At 71.2% G+C, this 14,697-nt stretch carries 14 protein-coding genes; 6 read left to right on the forward strand and 8 right to left on the reverse strand.

Going from position 1 to position 14,697, the window contains the following annotated elements:
- Position 1 precedes the first annotated feature (1 nt).
- The 8 genes from AC07F3_RS20665 to AC07F3_RS20700 all read right to left on the reverse strand — a co-directional run bounded on the left by AC07F3_RS20665 (position 2) and on the right by AC07F3_RS20700 (position 9,667).
- Positions 2 to 520 carry a GNAT family N-acetyltransferase gene (locus AC07F3_RS20665; RefSeq protein WP_479115936.1) on the reverse strand — a complete coding sequence of 173 codons (519 nt, stop codon included), beginning with the start codon at positions 518 to 520 and terminating at the stop codon, positions 2 to 4.
- Positions 521 to 1,693: a type III PLP-dependent enzyme gene (locus AC07F3_RS20670; protein ID WP_479115937.1), complete on the reverse strand. Its 1,173-nt coding sequence runs from the start codon at positions 1,691 to 1,693 to the stop codon at positions 521 to 523. It abuts the gene before it with no gap.
- Entirely contained in the window at positions 1,686 to 3,005 is a 1,320-nt protein-coding gene (locus AC07F3_RS20675; protein WP_479115938.1) for a DUF6271 family protein, read from the reverse strand. Before AC07F3_RS20675 ends, AC07F3_RS20670 begins: the two co-directional genes overlap by 8 nt.
- Positions 2,987 to 4,057 (reverse strand): phytanoyl-CoA dioxygenase family protein, encoded by a 1,071-nt coding sequence (locus AC07F3_RS20680; RefSeq protein ID WP_479115939.1) that lies wholly within the window; start codon positions 4,055 to 4,057, stop codon positions 2,987 to 2,989. The genes AC07F3_RS20675 and AC07F3_RS20680 overlap by 19 nt, the downstream gene beginning before the upstream one ends.
- Positions 4,058 to 4,897: 840 nt before the next feature.
- Positions 4,898 to 6,415, reverse strand: coding sequence for a glycoside hydrolase family 3 protein (locus AC07F3_RS20685; RefSeq protein ID WP_479115940.1), 1,518 nt, complete (start codon positions 6,413 to 6,415; stop codon positions 4,898 to 4,900).
- 9 nt (positions 6,416 to 6,424) lie between these two features.
- Positions 6,425 to 7,282: a carbohydrate ABC transporter permease gene (locus AC07F3_RS20690; protein WP_479115941.1), complete on the reverse strand. Its 858-nt coding sequence runs from the start codon at positions 7,280 to 7,282 to the stop codon at positions 6,425 to 6,427.
- Between the two features lie 29 nt (positions 7,283 to 7,311).
- A complete protein-coding gene (locus AC07F3_RS20695) occupies positions 7,312 to 8,310 on the reverse strand; it encodes a carbohydrate ABC transporter permease (RefSeq protein WP_479115942.1) in 999 nt (332 codons plus the stop codon).
- Positions 8,311 to 8,386: 76 nt separating this feature from the next.
- The gene (locus AC07F3_RS20700) at positions 8,387 to 9,667 is read right to left on the reverse strand and encodes an extracellular solute-binding protein (RefSeq protein ID WP_479115943.1); all 1,281 of its coding nucleotides are present in this window, start codon (positions 9,665 to 9,667) and stop codon (positions 8,387 to 8,389) included.
- Positions 9,668 to 10,130: 463 nt separating this feature from the next.
- Between AC07F3_RS20700 and AC07F3_RS20705 the strand changes: the two genes are divergently transcribed.
- The 6 genes from AC07F3_RS20705 (at position 10,131) to AC07F3_RS20730 (ending at position 14,692) form a co-directional block, all read left to right on the forward strand.
- The gene (locus tag AC07F3_RS20705) at positions 10,131 to 10,895 is read left to right on the forward strand and encodes a GntR family transcriptional regulator (RefSeq protein WP_479116265.1); all 765 of its coding nucleotides are present in this window, start codon (positions 10,131 to 10,133) and stop codon (positions 10,893 to 10,895) included.
- A gap of 297 nt (positions 10,896 to 11,192) precedes the next feature.
- Positions 11,193 to 11,363, forward strand: a complete 171-nt coding sequence (locus AC07F3_RS20710; protein WP_479115944.1) for a hypothetical protein — start codon at positions 11,193 to 11,195, stop codon at positions 11,361 to 11,363.
- A 72-nt stretch (positions 11,364 to 11,435) separates the two neighbouring features.
- Positions 11,436 to 11,648 carry a hypothetical protein gene (locus tag AC07F3_RS20715; protein WP_479115945.1) on the forward strand — a complete coding sequence of 71 codons (213 nt, stop codon included), beginning with the start codon at positions 11,436 to 11,438 and terminating at the stop codon, positions 11,646 to 11,648.
- Between the two features lie 44 nt (positions 11,649 to 11,692).
- On the forward strand, positions 11,693 to 12,712 hold the full coding sequence (locus AC07F3_RS20720; protein ID WP_479115946.1) for a glycosyltransferase family 2 protein: 1,020 nt from the start codon (positions 11,693 to 11,695) through the stop codon (positions 12,710 to 12,712).
- A 73-nt stretch (positions 12,713 to 12,785) separates the two neighbouring features.
- A complete protein-coding gene (locus AC07F3_RS20725) occupies positions 12,786 to 13,745 on the forward strand; it encodes a UbiA prenyltransferase family protein (RefSeq protein WP_479115947.1) in 960 nt (319 codons plus the stop codon).
- Positions 13,742 to 14,692, forward strand: a complete 951-nt coding sequence (locus AC07F3_RS20730; protein ID WP_479115948.1) for a lysylphosphatidylglycerol synthase domain-containing protein — start codon at positions 13,742 to 13,744, stop codon at positions 14,690 to 14,692. The genes AC07F3_RS20725 and AC07F3_RS20730 overlap by 4 nt, the downstream gene beginning before the upstream one ends.
- The last annotated feature ends 5 nt before the right edge of the window (positions 14,693 to 14,697 follow it).

Below are 14,697 nucleotides of genomic sequence, written 5' to 3' on the forward strand. Positions count from 1 at the left end.
TTCAGCCTACTTTCATGGACATGTACACCGCGTTCGTGCCGTAACTCGACGGCAGCTCGACCTCGGGGTGGGCGCGGTAGCCCAGCTGGGCCCACAGGACGTGGGCGCCTCTGACGGCCACCAGGGAGATCTGCTCGAACCCCGACTCGCGTGCGGTGTCGAGGAGATGGGTGAGCAGGCGGGGCCCGAGGCCCCGGCCGCGCAGCTCCTCGGCGATGACGAGGTCGTGCGCGTGCAGGTTGCGGGAGGGGTGGCCCCTCTCCTCGGCCCGGCTGAGGTCCGGGGAGGACAGCGGCGGGTACGGCAGCGCGAGGAGGTAGCCGCCGACGCGCCCCTCGTGTTCCAGGACGAAGCAAGTGCCTTCAAAATAGCGGGACTTGAGGGCTTCACGGCCCTCCGACAGGCCGTCGTGCGCGTAGGCGTCCGACTCCAGGGCCACGATGGCGTCCCAGTCGGGTTCGGCCAGCGGGCGGATGAGCAGGCCGGTGCCCAGCAGGGGGTCGGTCTTCAGCAGGGGCATCTACCGTGATCCTCCGATGCAGGTGTACGGCAGCGGGTCGAAGCCGTTGAAGCCCTGGGTCGTGTACCCGACGGCGTACGCGCCGCAGGAGTGGATCCAGACCGGGTCGCCGGACGCGGCGCCCGCGGGGACCTGGACGAGTCCGGCCTCGTGGTCGTAGGCGTCGTCGCTGTCGCAGGTGGGGCCCGCGACGACGGCCAGTACGTACCGGCCGTCCGCGTGGCCGGGGAATTCCAGGCGGTACTGCAACGCGTCCATCTCGTAGAGCCCGTTGAACTTTCCGCAGCTCAGGTACAGCCAGTTCTGGCGCTCGCCGTCGTGCCCGCGCCGGGCCGTGAGCCGTGAGACGCGGGCCCGGATGGCGCCGTGGTCGGCGACCAGGTGGCGGCCCGGCTCCATGAGGAACTCCAGCGGCGACCGTGACACCTCGCTCAGGCGCTGCATGCCTTCGCGGAGCACGGCGAAGATCTTGTCGAGCGGCGGGTCGAGGGGGCGGCCCCGCTTATCGAGGCAGCCGAGCGCGGGCAGGCCGCCGCCGAGGTTGATCCGGTCGAGCAGGATCCCGCGTCCGTTCAGGACCGCCACGAGATCCGCCAGGTCGTCGAGGGCGCTCTGCCAGCCCTCCGAGGTCATCTGCTGCGAGCCCACGTGCACGGAGAGGCCCGACGGGGTCAGGCCCGCAGCCCGGGCCGACTCCAGGACGCGTACGGCGTCGTCGGCCGAGCAGCCGAACTTCTGGCTGAGGCCCCACAGCGCCCCTTCGCCGCTGGTGGCGAGGCGGCAGAACACCCGCGCGCCGGGGGCGTGTTGGGCAATCGCCTCGACGTCCTGGACGCTGTCGGTCGCGAAGTCGCGTACGCCCATGCGATACGCGTCGGCGATGTTGTCGTCGGACTTGATGGTGTTGCCGTAGTGGATCCGGTCGAGCGGTACGCCGGTCCTGATGGCCTGCTCGATCTCGTGCGGGCTCGCGGCGTCGAAGCCCGAGCCGTGCCCGGCCAGGCAGGCCAGCACCTCGTCCACCGGGCACGCCTTCATGGCGAACCGGACGGCGATGCCGGGCAGTTCGCGCAGCAGGGTGTCGTACTGGGCCCCGATGCCGTCGAGGTCGAAGAAGATCCGGTCGTCGGTGGCGGCCGCCAGGGCCGCCCGGATGGCCGTGCTCTCACGCATCGTCGACACCCCGGGCCGGACGCTCGGCGCGGCTGGCCGCGACCAGCGGTCCCCAGGCCTCGATGAGCAGCGCGAAGTCCTCGATGTCGGCCTGCGCCTCGTCGAGGAGGCGCTCGCGCAGCGGTATCAGGTGGTCGGCGAACTCGGCGTATTTTCCGCCGAGTCGGCGGTAGCAGTGGTCCAGGACCGCCAGTCTGCGGACGTTCTCGGCGCGGTCCGTGCCCGCGCTCCGCCCGGCGAGCTCGGCGATCTCGGCGGCGCGCACGTGGTGCTGCTCGTCGAGGAGCGCCCCGCGTGCCTCCTCCATCGCGGTGTAGACCGGGTAGAGGTAGAGCATCGACAGGAGGAACTTGGTGAACCGCAGCTGGTAGGCGGTGAATCCGGGGCCGGTCCGCCGCTCGGGGGTGTAGTGGTTCACGATGTTCCGGTTGTGCACCACGCCGGGCAGCGTCGCGTCGCGCACCAGGTGCAGCAGGAAGTAGTCGCTGCCTATGGTGCTGGTCGCGGGCGGCAGCGGCACGCGCTCGTACACCTCGTGGTCGAGGCCGATGTTGCACATGTCGACCCGCCAGATGTCGGGGGTGCCGAGCGTCGACTCGTCGTGGGTGAAGGGGTCGGTGCCCGCGCCGACGAACGAGTCGTCGACCAGGTCCCGCCGCTCCTCGGGCGTGGCGCCGGCCTCGGCCCACAGCCCGACCACCTCGTAGTAGATCCCGGGGTCCAGGTCCCGGATCTCGCCGATGTCCACGGAGAGCTCGCCCACGAACGAGCTGCCCACCATCGCGACCGGCTTGTAGACGTCCGCCGGGTCGAGCCGGGTCCGGGTGACGCCGGGCACCACGTCGACCGCGCGCCTGCCGAGGGAGAGCAGTTCGTGGTGGATGGGGAAGACGGGTTCGCCGTCCAGGATCTGGTAGCTGCTGTCGGAGTCCCTGCGGTGGACGGAGGTGCAGCCGAGGGCGCTCGCGAGCAGGAACGCCCGGTTGGTGCAGGCGCCGTAGGACACCTCGGCGGGGAGCATGAGGTCGAGCATCAGATCGGGCTTGGGGACCCCGGACCGCTCGATGACGCGCTGGAGGAAGTCGCGCTGGCGGTCCTCGTCGAAGTGGTGGACGACGACCCGCTCGACGGGCGCCAACTCCCCTAGTACGGCGACGTGTTCGGCTCGGGACGACGCGTCGGAGGAGTCCAGGACCAGCAGGTGGACCTCGGCCTCGAAGTGGGTGGCGGCGTGGACCGCCTCGGCGTGGACCGCGGCGAGCGTGGCGGCGCAGGGCCGGTTGGTGGGCAGGGTCAGGCAGATGCGTCGCACGCGGGCTCCTCGTCGGGGGTCGTGGACCCGGCGGCGTTCCAGGATTCGAGGCCGAGCAGCTTCGCGCCGAGGTCGTCGAGGGTGGCGGTGGGGTACCGGAGGGACTCGTGCCGCCGCGCGTCGCCGACCAGGGTCTTGTTCCAGTCCGGGGTGGAGAGGCTGCGCCAGGATTCGACGCGGGACTTGCGCGCCTCGTGGTCGGACTCCAGGGCGGGCATCATCGAGAGGTACTGCACGGCGCGGACACCGTTGTCAGAGGTGTTGCGGGCCACGCCGTGCGCCAGCAGCCCGTTCCAGATCAGCAGGTCACCGGCCTTGAGCTCGGGCCGGATCACGGGGAACTCGGCGCGGTCGGCGTTCGGCCTGATGGGGTCCCGGCCGGCGGGCTGGGCGACCTTCCACTCCTCGAACCGGCGGAACAGCTCGGGCGAGCACTGGAACCCGCCGTGGTCGTCCTGGGTGTCGTTGAGCGCGATGATCCCCTGGACCCGCTGCGGCAGCACGCCGAGCGTGGTGTCGACGTCCCAGTGCAGCTCGATGTCGAAGCCCTTGTCGGTGGGTTCGATGAGCGCGCGGTCCCGGTCCCTGACGTTGGGCGGGTTGAGGTTGAGCCGGTCGAGGGTGACCCAGAGCTCCTCGCAGTCCCACACGTCGGCGAAGGCCTCGTAGACCCGCCGGGTCTGCCGGCTGTCCCACAGGAGCTGGTGGTGGTAGGCCTCCACGAACCCGTAGACGTGCAGGTGCTGTTCGAGCTCCGAGGCGAACACGCGGTCCTCGGAGTACCAGGTCTCGGGGCGCTCGGGGTCGAGGCCCTGGAAGTCCCAGGCGAAGTCGAGCAGGCGCCGGGCGGCGTCGGCCGGGATGGCCTCCTTCACGACGACGTAGCCGTACGTCTGCCAGAACGCGAAGTCCTCCTCGGACAGGACGCGCAGCGGGCGGGACTTCTCGATGTCCCGCAGCGGCGTCCTGGCCAGGTAGGTCTCGCCGCCGTCCGAGCTGAAATAGGGGACGTCGGAGGCGGCTCGGTAGAGGTAGCGGTCGGGGGCCGGCATGCGATCACTCCAGGGTTCGGACAGTCGGTGGCAAAGGGGTCCCCGCTCCCGGCGGCGCCGGGCGGCGGACGGGCGCGGGCGCTCCGGGAGAGGGGGCGACAGGGTGCGGGGGCCGGAGCGGGTCCGCCCGGCGGCCGGGTGAGGTCACGGTCGGCGGCGGAGCGCTGCGGCTGGTGGTTTCGGCATACGGTCGTGCTCGCGTCCGGCACGCACCTTCGCGGCCGTCCGGGCCGGGGACGTGCGCAGTGCCGGGCGATGCGGGACCCTCGGCGTGGCGTGCGCCGACCGGTTCGCAGTCGGGCATTGCGAGGGCAAACAGGCGCGTGGCAACCGGACGTGTCGAGCTCGGCGCGTCCCCGCGCCGGCCGGTCACCCGGTGGAGAGCAGAGGTCTCCACATGGACAGGGCCTGGGCTGCCACCTCCTTGCGCTCGGTGCCGCTCACGGGATCGGGGGCACCTGCACCAATCTTGCGTACATCCACGGTGGACTAGACCAACTTACGGTGTCAAGCCCCAAGTTGACGGCGTGCGGGCCGCAAAACGGACCGGTTCACGCACCGGACACGGAGAGGATACGTACTGTCAAGTAGAGCCGTCCGCAGCCGAGTTGAACGCCCGGAGACGGGACAACCGGAGCGCTGCCCTCCGCCTGGCCGCTCAAGTCGGCCCTCGCGGACACCGAAACTCGGCCCCTTTGGACATCAGATAGGGAAGGTGCCCGCACATGCAAACGTGGGGGGGGGGGGGGGGGGGGGGGGGGGGGGGGGTGGGGGGGGGGGGGGGGGGGGGTGGGGCCCCCCCCCCCCCCCCCCCCCCCCGCCACGTGGTTCAAAAGCGTTCTACGCGCCCGCGATGGCCTCCGCCGCCGCCCGGCCGCACACCCGCGCCGCGCCGTGCGTCGCGATGTGCAGCGCGCCGCGCGGGGCGGCCCGGGGCACGCCCATCTCGACCACGACCGTGTCCGGGCGGGCCGCGAGGAGCGCGTCCAGGGCCGCCGCCATCCACGGGTGGCGGTGCTCGTCGCGCACCACGGCGACGATCCGGCGCTCCCCCGCGGCCGCCAGCACGTCGGCGGCGGCGCTGTCCGTGCCGTAGGTGCCGCCCTCGGTGCCGGGCAGCAGGGCGGCGAGCTCGCCGCCGATGCTCCAGGGGGTCTCGCTGCTCACCGCGATGTTCATGACGGGCGTGAACGTCGCCACGTACGGGGCCGCCTTCAGCGGGCGCCACGCCGGGGACGCGGTGACGCGGGCGGCGCGGCGCGCGGCCACCAGGCCGATGTCGCTGCCGGTGCCGGGCGCGGTCCCCTCCTGCTCCGCCGCGCCCGGCGCCGTCATGTCCCCCCTGGCCCGCTGGGTCCACGCCGCCAGCGCACGCACCCGTGCGGCGGCGTCGGCCAGGCGTTCCTCGGCGAGGTCGCCGTCCCGTACCGCCCTGACCAGCGCGTCGCGCAGCCGCAGCACGGTGTCCTCGTCGGCCAGGCCGCCGCCGACGCACAGGGCGTCGGCGCCCGCCGCGATGGCGAGGACGGAGCCTCGCTCGATGCCGACCGTCCCCGCGATGGCCTGCATCTCCACCGCGTCCGAGACGATCAGCCCGTCGTAGCCGAGCTCCTCGCGCAGCAGTCCGGTGAGGATGCGCGGGCTGAGCGTGGCGGGACGGGCGGGGTCGAGCGCGGGAAGCAGGATATGCGCACTCATGACCGACTTGGAACCCGCGGCGATCGCGGCACGGAAAGGCACCAGCTCACGGCTGTGCAGCGTGTCGAGATCCACGTCGATCCGCGGCATCGCGTGGTGCGAGTCGACGTTGGTGTCGCCGTGGCCGGGGAAGTGCTTGGTGCAGGCGGCGACCCCGGCGGACTGGAGGCCCTCGATGTAGGCGGCCGTGTGCCGGGCCACCAGGTCGGTCTCGGCCCCGAAGGCCCGGACGCCGATGATGGGGTTGTCCGGGTTGGAGTTCACGTCGGCGGACGGCGCCCAGTTGAGGTTGACGCCGCACTCGGCGAGCCGGCGGCCCAGCTCGCGGGCGACCGCACGGGTCAGCTCCACGTCGTCGACGGCGCCGAGCGCGAGGTTGCCCGGGAAGGACGAGCCGGTGCGGACCTCGATGCGGGTGACGTCACCGCCCTCCTCGTCGATGGCCACCAGAAGATCGTCCCGCTCGGCCCTCAACTGGGCGGTGAGCGCGGCCACTTGGGACGCCTCGACGATGTTGCGGCCGAACAGGCCGACGGAGGCGAGGCCTTCGCCGATGCGGCGCAGCAGCCAGTCCGGCGCGCTGGTGCCGACGAACCCGGGCTGGAGGACGGCGAGGGCGTCGCGGGTCAGCGTGTCGGAACCCGTGGTCATAGTCGTCATGGGGCGGGGTTATCCCTTCACTGCGCCGGCCGTCAGACCCGCGGCCATCTTGCGCTGGACGAGGAGGAAGAGAATCACGATGGGCACGGCCATCATGGTCGATCCGGCCATCATCGGGGCGTACTCGGTGCCGTGCTGGGTGGTGAAGTTGGACAGCCACACGGTGGCGGTCTGGTGGTTCTGGCTCATCAGCATGAGGGCGTAGAGGTACTCGTTCCACGCCTGGATGAAGCCGTAGACGGAGGTCGCCACCATGCCGGGGGCGAGCAGCGGGAAGACCACGCGGATGAAGGCGCCGGTGCGGCTGCACCCGTCGACCATGGCCGCCTCCTCCAGCTCCTTGGGGACGTTGACGATGAAACCGCGCAGCGTCCACACCGTGAAGGGGAGGATGAAGGTCAGGTACGTGATGATCAGGCCCGAGAGCTTGTCGTACTGCCCGAGGTCGTTCAGGAGCAGGAAGACCGGGATGATCATGGCGACGAGCGGCACCATCTGGACCGCGAGGATGCCGACGATCACGATCTTGCGGCCGCGGAAGGCGAACCGGGAGATGGCGAGGGCGGCGAGCAGGCCGACGGCTATGCCGATCAGGACCACGACGACGGAGACGGTCAGGGACCGGCCGATCGAACCCCAGAAGTCGCCGATCTGGAGCGCCCGCTTGAAGTTGTCCAGGGTGACGTTGGTCGGGAACAGGTGCGGATCGGGGTCGATCGCGTCCTTGGCGGGCTTGAACGCGGTGTTCAGCATCCAGTAGACCGGGAAGCCCGCGGTGACGAAGACGAGCAGGCCGAGCAGGTTCCAGCCGAGCTTGGTCTTCTTGCGGGTGGGCCTGGTGCGCGCGGCGGCGGTGGAGGCAGCCATCGTCACTCCCCTGTTTCCGTTCGCGATGCTCACTCGACGTCCCCGATCTTCAGCATCTGGCGCATGTACACCGCGATCACACCCAGCAGCAGGACCACGGTGAGCAGGGCGATCGCGGAGCCCTGGGAGTAGTCGTTGACGACGAAGGCCTTGTCGTACGAGTACGTGGTGAGCAGCTGGAACTCGGCCTCGGGGTGGCCGCCGCGCATCACGAAGACCTGCGGGAAGACGCCCATGTCCCAGATGACCGAGAGCGTCGCGAGCATCACGATGATGGGCTTGAGGATGGGCATCGTGACGTGCCGGAACACGCCCCAGGAACCGGCGCCGTCGAGCCGGGCGGCCTCTTCGAGCTCCTTGGGGACCTGGGTGAGGCCGGCGCTGAGGGTGATGACGACGAACGGCACCGCGCCCCAGACCACGAGCAGCATGATGACGGCGAGGCCCTGGGTGCCGTCGGCGAACCAGTTGTGGCCGCGCATCTCGACCCCGGGCAGCTGGCTGAGCAGCCAGTTGAGCACACCGAAGTCGGAGTCGAACATCCACTTGAAGACGGTGATCGCGACGACGATGGGCATGCCCCAGCTCGCCACCAAAGCCACGTTGACGAGCGTCTTGACCCAGCCCGAGACCCGCTGGAGCAGCAGGGCGATCAACATGCCGATGACCATGGTCAGGACGACCGCGGTGGCGGCGAACAGGATGGTGCGTACGACGACCTGCCAGAACTCGGCATCGCCGAGGACGTTGGTGAAGTTGTCGAGGCCGACCGACTCGGCGGGCTGGAAGCCCCACAGCTGCGGCTGGCCGAACTTCTGGAAGGACAGGGTGACGAGCCGTACCAGCGGATAGCCGAGGACGAGCGCGAGGACGAGCAGACAGGGCGCGAGCAGTGCCCAGGGCACCGCCGCTCCCCCGCCCGTGCCACGCTTCTTCCCCGGCTTGCCGGGTTGACCGGATCCAGCATCCGGTAGGGGGTCGCGCCGCGCCGGCGGCACCTTGGCGGTGGTTGTCTCTGCGGCACTCATCGCGCGCTCCTGGTGATCCCTCTCTGGAACTGGCCGGGCAGGGCCCCGTCGCGGTGACGGGGCCCTGCCCAAAAGGTCACTTGGTGTTGATGACCTTGTCGATCGCGGCGTCCGCGTCCTTCGCGGCGGCCTCGACCGTCTGCTTGCCGGTGCCGATGTTCTGCAGCATGGTCTGGAGGACCTGGGCCTTCTCGACCTGGCCCCAGCCCGGCGCCATCGGGACGAACCAGCTGGACTCGGCCGCGGTGGCCGGGACGGCCGTCTTCGGGTCCGACTTCAGCGGTGCGAGGTCCGTCTTGTTGTTGGGCAGGTTGCCCTTGGCGATCAGGCCCTTCTGGCCCTGGGTGCCGGTGAACGCGTTGATCCACTCGGCGGCGAGGGGCTGCGCCTTGGACTTGACCGGGACCGCGAGGTCCGAGCCGCCGAGGAAGACCGGCATGGCCTTGCCGGACGGGGCCGGCATGACGAAGCTCTCGATCTTGTCGGCGAGCTTGCCCACCTTGTCGTTCTCCGGCAGGGCGGCGTTGGCGCCCTCCCAGGCCGGGCTGAAGACGAGGCCGGACTTGCCCTGGCCGTAGACGATCGGCCGGTCGGCCTCGTCCTTCGTCTTGTCGCCCTTCATGTACTTGTCGACGACGTTCTTGAACTCGGTGAGGCCCTTGATGGACTCCGGCGAGGACAGGTTCGCCTTGAACTTGCCGCCGTCCTCCTTGGCGATGGAGCCGCCGGCGTCGTACACGAAGGACATGGCCGCGTACCAGTCACGGGTGGGCTGGTACCAGGCGCTGAACTTGTCGCCCTGCTTGGCCTGGATCTTGTCCAGGTCGGCGGTCAGCTCGGTGTACGTCTTGGGCGTCGCGGTGATGCCCGACTCGGCGGCGATGTCCTTGCGCCAGGTCGCCGTGCGGCCACCGGCGTAGTAGGGGACGCCGTAGGTCTTGCCGTTGTACGTGACCGAGGCCTTGAGGCCGTCGAGCCAGGCGGCGGAGTTGTCGAACTTCGCCGGGTCGACCTCGGCGAACGCGCCCTTGATCGAGTAGGACAGCATCTCGGTGTTGCCCATCTCGACCACGTCCGGCGCCTTGTCGGTGGCGAGGACGGCGTCGAGCTTGGCGTTCTTGTCCGGCCAGCCGTAGTACTCGTGGTTGATCTTCAGGCCGGGGTGCTTGGCGACGATCGCGTCGTCGGCGGCCTTCACCAGCTCGGGCCAGTTCTTCTGGGCGTCCACCGTCAGCCAGACGGTGAGCTCCTTGGCGTCGCCCCCCGCGGCGCCGTCCTTCTTGTCACTGCCGCCGCAGGCCGCGGCGCCGATCATGATGCCCGCGACGCCGATGGCCGCGATGAGCTTGCGCTTCACGCCACTCTCCTCAGGGATGACTGACCCCCCGCCCACCGCGATGACACATACGACGAGTACTGCCCGTGGGGCTGGGTTCTGGTCTTTAATGGTTTAGACCAGTACCGGGAGCTTGGCCTAGACCTATGGGGGTGTCAAGAGTCGATAAGAACGCTGAGACCGTCCGTTATCGGACCGACACCTCGCCGCCCGAAGCCCCCCGCGTCACCGCCCGGACGGGCCCGCTCCACCCGCCGGCGGCCTGCCGCGGACGGACCTCCTGGGCTTTAATGGTTTAGACCAACTTGCACACTCCCCCGCACGTCCGCCGCGCGGCGGTGTATAAGAAGGGCTTGTCGATCGCGTTACCGGACCGACACCCTGACGGAGGGCGACGACCCGTGACCGGTCCGTGCCACCATGTGAGCCGCGACAGACGGAGGAGCCGGTGACGGCAGCAGCGCAGCACTCGGGAAGGCAGACCATGGCCGCCGACGGCAGCGGCAGCGAGACGGAGGCGGGCGCCGGCGCCCGCACCGCCCGCGTGCCCAAGTACTACCGCCTCAAGCGCCACTTGCTGGAGATGACGGAGACCCTGCCGCCCGGCACCCCGGTGCCGCCCGAGCGGACGCTCGCCGCCGAATTCGACACCTCCCGCACCACCGTGCGCCAGGCCCTCCAGGAGCTGGTCGTCGAGGGCCGTCTGGAGCGCATCCAGGGCAAGGGCACGTTCGTCGCCAAGCCGAAGGTCTCCCAGCCGCTCCAACTCTCCTCGTACACCGAGGACATGCGGGCCCAGGGCCTGGAGCCGACCTCCCAGCTCCTCGACATCGGCTACGTCACCGCCGACGACACCCTCGCCGGGCTGCTCGACATCACCGCGGGCGGCCGGGTGCTGCGCATCGAGCGGCTCAGGCTCGCCAGCGGCGAACCGATGGCGATCGAGACCACCCACCTGTCCGCCAAGCGCTTCCCCGCGCTGCGCCGCTCGCTGGTCAAGTACACCTCCCTCTACACCGCGCTCGCCGAGGTGTACGGGGTGCACCTGGCGGAGGCCGAGGAGACCATCGAGACCTCGCTCGCCACCCCGCGCGAGGCCGGCCTGCTCGGCACCGACGTGGGCCTGCCGATGCTGATGCTGTCGCGGCACTCGCTGGACGGCGGGGGCGAGCCGGTGGAGTGGGTGCGCTCGGTCTACCGGGGCGACCGGTACAAGTTCGTGGCCCGCCTCAAGCGCCCGGCCGACTGAGCGCCCCTGCCTTCCTTTCACCACCCACGGCCACGCCCGCACCGGGCGTGGCCGTCGCGCGTTCCGGGCTCCGGTCCAACTCCGGCGGAACTCCGGCACCTTGTGCCTGGCAGCAAGGTGCCCGCCCGGGCAGAACCCCTGCTGAGCCCGGCGATCACGGCGCCGGGCGGGGCGGCGAAGGTGGCACCGTCCTGCCGGGCGGTTGTGGCCACCCGTTTTCCGGTGACACCCCGGATGCCGTCCGCCAGTCTTGAGCTCGCCGAAGGAAATACCGTCCCTCAGGAAAAGGTGGTTCTCATGCGTGCCAGGATCCGTTCGATCGCGGTTCTCCTGCTTCCGGTCGCGGCCTCGCTCGCCTGCGTACTGGCCGCACCGGCGAACACCCCCGCACGCACTCATCAATTCGCCGACGCGACCACCAGCCCCGTCCCGTCCGGAAACACCGGCGACGGATTCTCCTGGGGCTGACCCATCTATCTCGTCGGCATCTCGATGACCGCTTCTCCCGGGGACCGTGCCGAACCCCCGACGAGAACGCAGGTGATCGAAACGCTCCGGCGCATCGACGAGCCCCGTGGCCATGTGGAGCCGGCCCGTGCGCTGGTCCTCGGGCAGTCGATCCGGCTGGCCCTCTACCTCCAGAGTCCGGATGAGATCGAGGCCGTCGGCCACGCCCTGGACATCTGCGGGCGGCTGCTCGCCGCGTCGCCCGAGTTCGCCCGCTTCCACATCACGGACTTCAGGCTCCTGTGAATTCCGCCTGATATTCCCAGCACCCCAGAAATCGAGGCATCGCCATGCCCAGGGCCCGCCCGAGCGTGTCCGTCATCATCCCCAATTTCAATTACGAGAAGACCTTGCGGGCCTGTCTGGAATCGGTGTTCGCCCAGACCTGCAAGCCCCTGGACGTCATTGTCGTGGACGACGCGAGCACCGACCGTTCACGCGACATCGCCCGTGCGTTCCCCTGCGTCCTCATCGCGAGCCCGCACAACCGGGGCGTGTCCGCGGCCCGCAACCTCGGCGCGGCCGCCGCCCGCGGCGAGGTCCTCTTCTTCCTCGACTCGGACACCGCGCTCGCCCCCGACGCCGTCGCGAACGCCGTCGACCAGCTCCTGGACGACCCCGGCCTCGGCTGCGTCCACGGCGTCCTCGATCCCGAACCGCTCTTCGACGACGGGCCGATCGAGCGCTACCACGCCCTGCACGCCCACTTCTGGCGCCGCCGCGGCGCCGGTGAGGTGCGCACCGCGTTCTTCGCGCTCGGCGCAATCTGGAAACACGTCTTCGAGGAGACCGGCCCGTTCGACGAGAACCTGCGCGACTCCGAGGACGTCGAGTACAGCGGGCGGCTCGTGCGGAAGTACCGCATCCGGATGTCGGAGACCGTCACCGGGCGGCACGACGACGTCGACCGGCTCGTGCCCATGCTGCGGGAGCAGTACCGGCGTTCGCAGCTCCTGGTCGCGGCCGTCGGACAGCTGCGGCAGGGCGGCCTCAGCGCCAACCGGCCGCTCGGCGTGCTCGCCGCCGCCCTCGCCCCGCCCACCCTGCTGCTCGGCCTCCTGTCGCCGTGGCTGCTGCTCGTGCCCGCCCTGTGCGCGCTGCTGTTCGCCTGCGCGGACCCGGGGCTCAGCCGCTTCGTCCTGCGCACCAAGGGGCCCGGATTCCTCCTGTGGTTCACCGGCGTCCACTTCGTCCTGCACCTCGCGCTCGTGCTCGGCGCGGCGCGCGGGATCGTGCGCTGGGTCACCGAACCGGACTTCGGTCCCACGGTCCGCCGCCGCGCCCCCGTGCCCGCGACCGGCCGGAGGTGACGCGACGCCCCCTCGCAGCGCCCTCCCGCCGCCCGGCGTTCCCCGCCGCCCCGTCCGCACCTGGAGCCTGTCCATGGCCACTCTCGGCCCCACGCTCGCCCAGCAGCCGGCCCGCACCCAGCAGGCCCGGCCCCCCAGCCTCCTCAGTGACCTCCTCTCCCTCGTCCGGCCCGGCCAGTGGTCGAAGAACCTGGTGGTGGTGCCGCTCGGACTGCTCGGCGCCGAGCGCCCGGCCGGGCGCCTGCTCGGCGGCGCGGCGGCGGCCGTCGTCGCCTTCACGCTGGCCTCCGCGCTCGTCTACCTGGTCAACGACATCAGCGACCGCGACCGGGACCGCAGCCACCCGCAGAAGCGCACCAGACCCATCGCCGCGGGCCGGATCGGGGTGGGCACCGCCGTCACGTTCGCCGCCGTCCTCCTCGTCCTGCTCGGCGCCGCCGTGGCCGGCTGCGCGCTGCTCGGCGTCACACCGGTGGCCGCCTGGTGGCCGGTCGCCGCCTACCTCGCCCTCAACGCGGCGTACAGCAGGGGCCTGAAGCACGTACCGCTGCTCGACGTGTTCATCGTCGCGCTCGGCTTCGTCCTCAGACTCGTCCAGGGCGCGCTCGCCGCCTCCTCGCCCGTGCCCGACTGGCTGGTGCTCTGCGTCTTCTCGCTGTGCCTGATGCTGATCCTCGGCAAGCGGCGCCACGAGATGAGCGTGGGCGGTGTGCTGCACCGCCCCGCGCTGCGCGGCTACACCGTCGGCTTCCTCGACCAACTCCTCGTGTTCGCAGCAGGGTTGACGGCCATCAGCTACGTCCTCCAGGTGCAGGGCAGCGCGGTGTTCGGCTCGCACGGCACCGCCGTCGCGATGCTCACGGCGCCGTTCGCGCTGTTCGGCCTCGCCCGCTACCTCCAGCTGCTCGTGGTCGACTCCGGCGGCGGCAACCCGTCCCGGGCCCTGTTCCGCGACCGCGTGACCGTGTCCAACGCGCTGCTGTGGTCCTGCCTGGTCGGCGGCTCCGCGCTGTTCGTCCACACCGCGTCATGACGGCCGCCGACCTCGCCCCCGCCGCCCCTCGGGGCCTGGCGCGCCGGGCCGTCCCCGTCCTGTTCCCGCTCGCCGTCGCGACCGGCATCGGCTTCGCCCTGCACGACCGGATCGGCGACCTGGCGGACCTGGTCGTACGCCCCGGCGCCGTGCCCTATCTGCTCGGCGCCCTCGCCGCCAACACGGCCGCCGTGCTGCTCTCCATGGCGACCTGGCGCACCCTGCTCACCGACCTCGGGCCGGAAGTGCCCGGCGCGGTCGCGACCCGGATCTTCTTCACCTCCTTCCTCAGCAAGTACCTGCCGGGGGCGGTGTGGGGCGTGCTCGCCCAGGTGCGGATGGGCCGCGCGGTGGGCGTGCCGGGGCCGGTGGTGGTCGCCGTGTTCCTGCTCAACCTGATGGTGGCCGTACTCACCGGGCTCACCATCGGACCCGTCGCCGCGCCCTGGACGCTGGGCGGCGACGCCTGGTGGCTGCTGCTCCCGGTCGCCGTCACGCTGGCCTGCGCCGCCCGGCCCGCGATGATCAACTCCCTTGCGGCGCTGGGCGCCCGGCTCGCCCGCCGACCCGCGCCCACCGCCACCGCGAGCGACACCGGGATGCGGCGGGCGATGGCCTCGGCCGCCGCGTCCTGGGCGGTGTCCGGGCTGCACCTGTGGGCGCTCGCCGTGATGCTCGGCGCCCCGGCGGCCAAGGCCCTCCCGGTGTGCGTGGGCGGCTTCGCGCTGGCCACCGCCGCCGCCAGCCTGGTGGTCGTGCTGCCCGACGGCTGGGGCGCCCGCGAGGCCGTCCTGATGCTCGCGCTCTCGGCGGTGCTGCCCTGGCAGGCCGCCGCGGCCGCGGCCGTCGCCAGCCGGGTCGTCTGCACCGTGAGCGAAGTCCTGGTCGGCGGGGCCGCGTTGCTCCTCACCAGGAGCTCCGGCCGGCCCGCCCCCGCAACCTCCTGACCGTA

This window comes from Streptomyces sp. NPDC045846 (genome assembly GCF_056431605.1).

Excerpts from the sequence above, each read along its gene's own strand:
- AC07F3_RS20665 (WP_479115936.1), bottom strand. The coding sequence starts at position 520 with ATGCCCCTGCTGAAGACCGACCCCCTGCTGGGCACCGGCCTGCTCATC.
- AC07F3_RS20670 (WP_479115937.1), bottom strand. The coding sequence starts at position 1,693 with ATGCGTGAGAGCACGGCCATCCGGGCGGCCCTGGCGGCCGCCACCGAC.
- AC07F3_RS20680 (WP_479115939.1), bottom strand. The coding sequence starts at position 4,057 with ATGCCGGCCCCCGACCGCTACCTCTACCGAGCCGCCTCCGACGTCCCC.
- AC07F3_RS20685 (WP_479115940.1), bottom strand. The coding sequence starts at position 6,415 with ATGACGACTATGACCACGGGTTCCGACACGCTGACCCGCGACGCCCTC.
- AC07F3_RS20690 (WP_479115941.1), bottom strand. The coding sequence starts at position 7,282 with ATGGCTGCCTCCACCGCCGCCGCGCGCACCAGGCCCACCCGCAAGAAG.
- AC07F3_RS20695 (WP_479115942.1), bottom strand. The coding sequence starts at position 8,310 with ATGAGTGCCGCAGAGACAACCACCGCCAAGGTGCCGCCGGCGCGGCGC.
- AC07F3_RS20705 (WP_479116265.1), top strand. The coding sequence starts at position 10,131 with ATGGCCGCCGACGGCAGCGGCAGCGAGACGGAGGCGGGCGCCGGCGCC.
- AC07F3_RS20710 (WP_479115944.1), top strand. The coding sequence starts at position 11,193 with ATGCGTGCCAGGATCCGTTCGATCGCGGTTCTCCTGCTTCCGGTCGCG.
- AC07F3_RS20720 (WP_479115946.1), top strand. The coding sequence starts at position 11,693 with ATGCCCAGGGCCCGCCCGAGCGTGTCCGTCATCATCCCCAATTTCAAT.
- AC07F3_RS20725 (WP_479115947.1), top strand. The coding sequence starts at position 12,786 with ATGGCCACTCTCGGCCCCACGCTCGCCCAGCAGCCGGCCCGCACCCAG.
- AC07F3_RS20730 (WP_479115948.1), top strand. The coding sequence starts at position 13,742 with ATGACGGCCGCCGACCTCGCCCCCGCCGCCCCTCGGGGCCTGGCGCGC.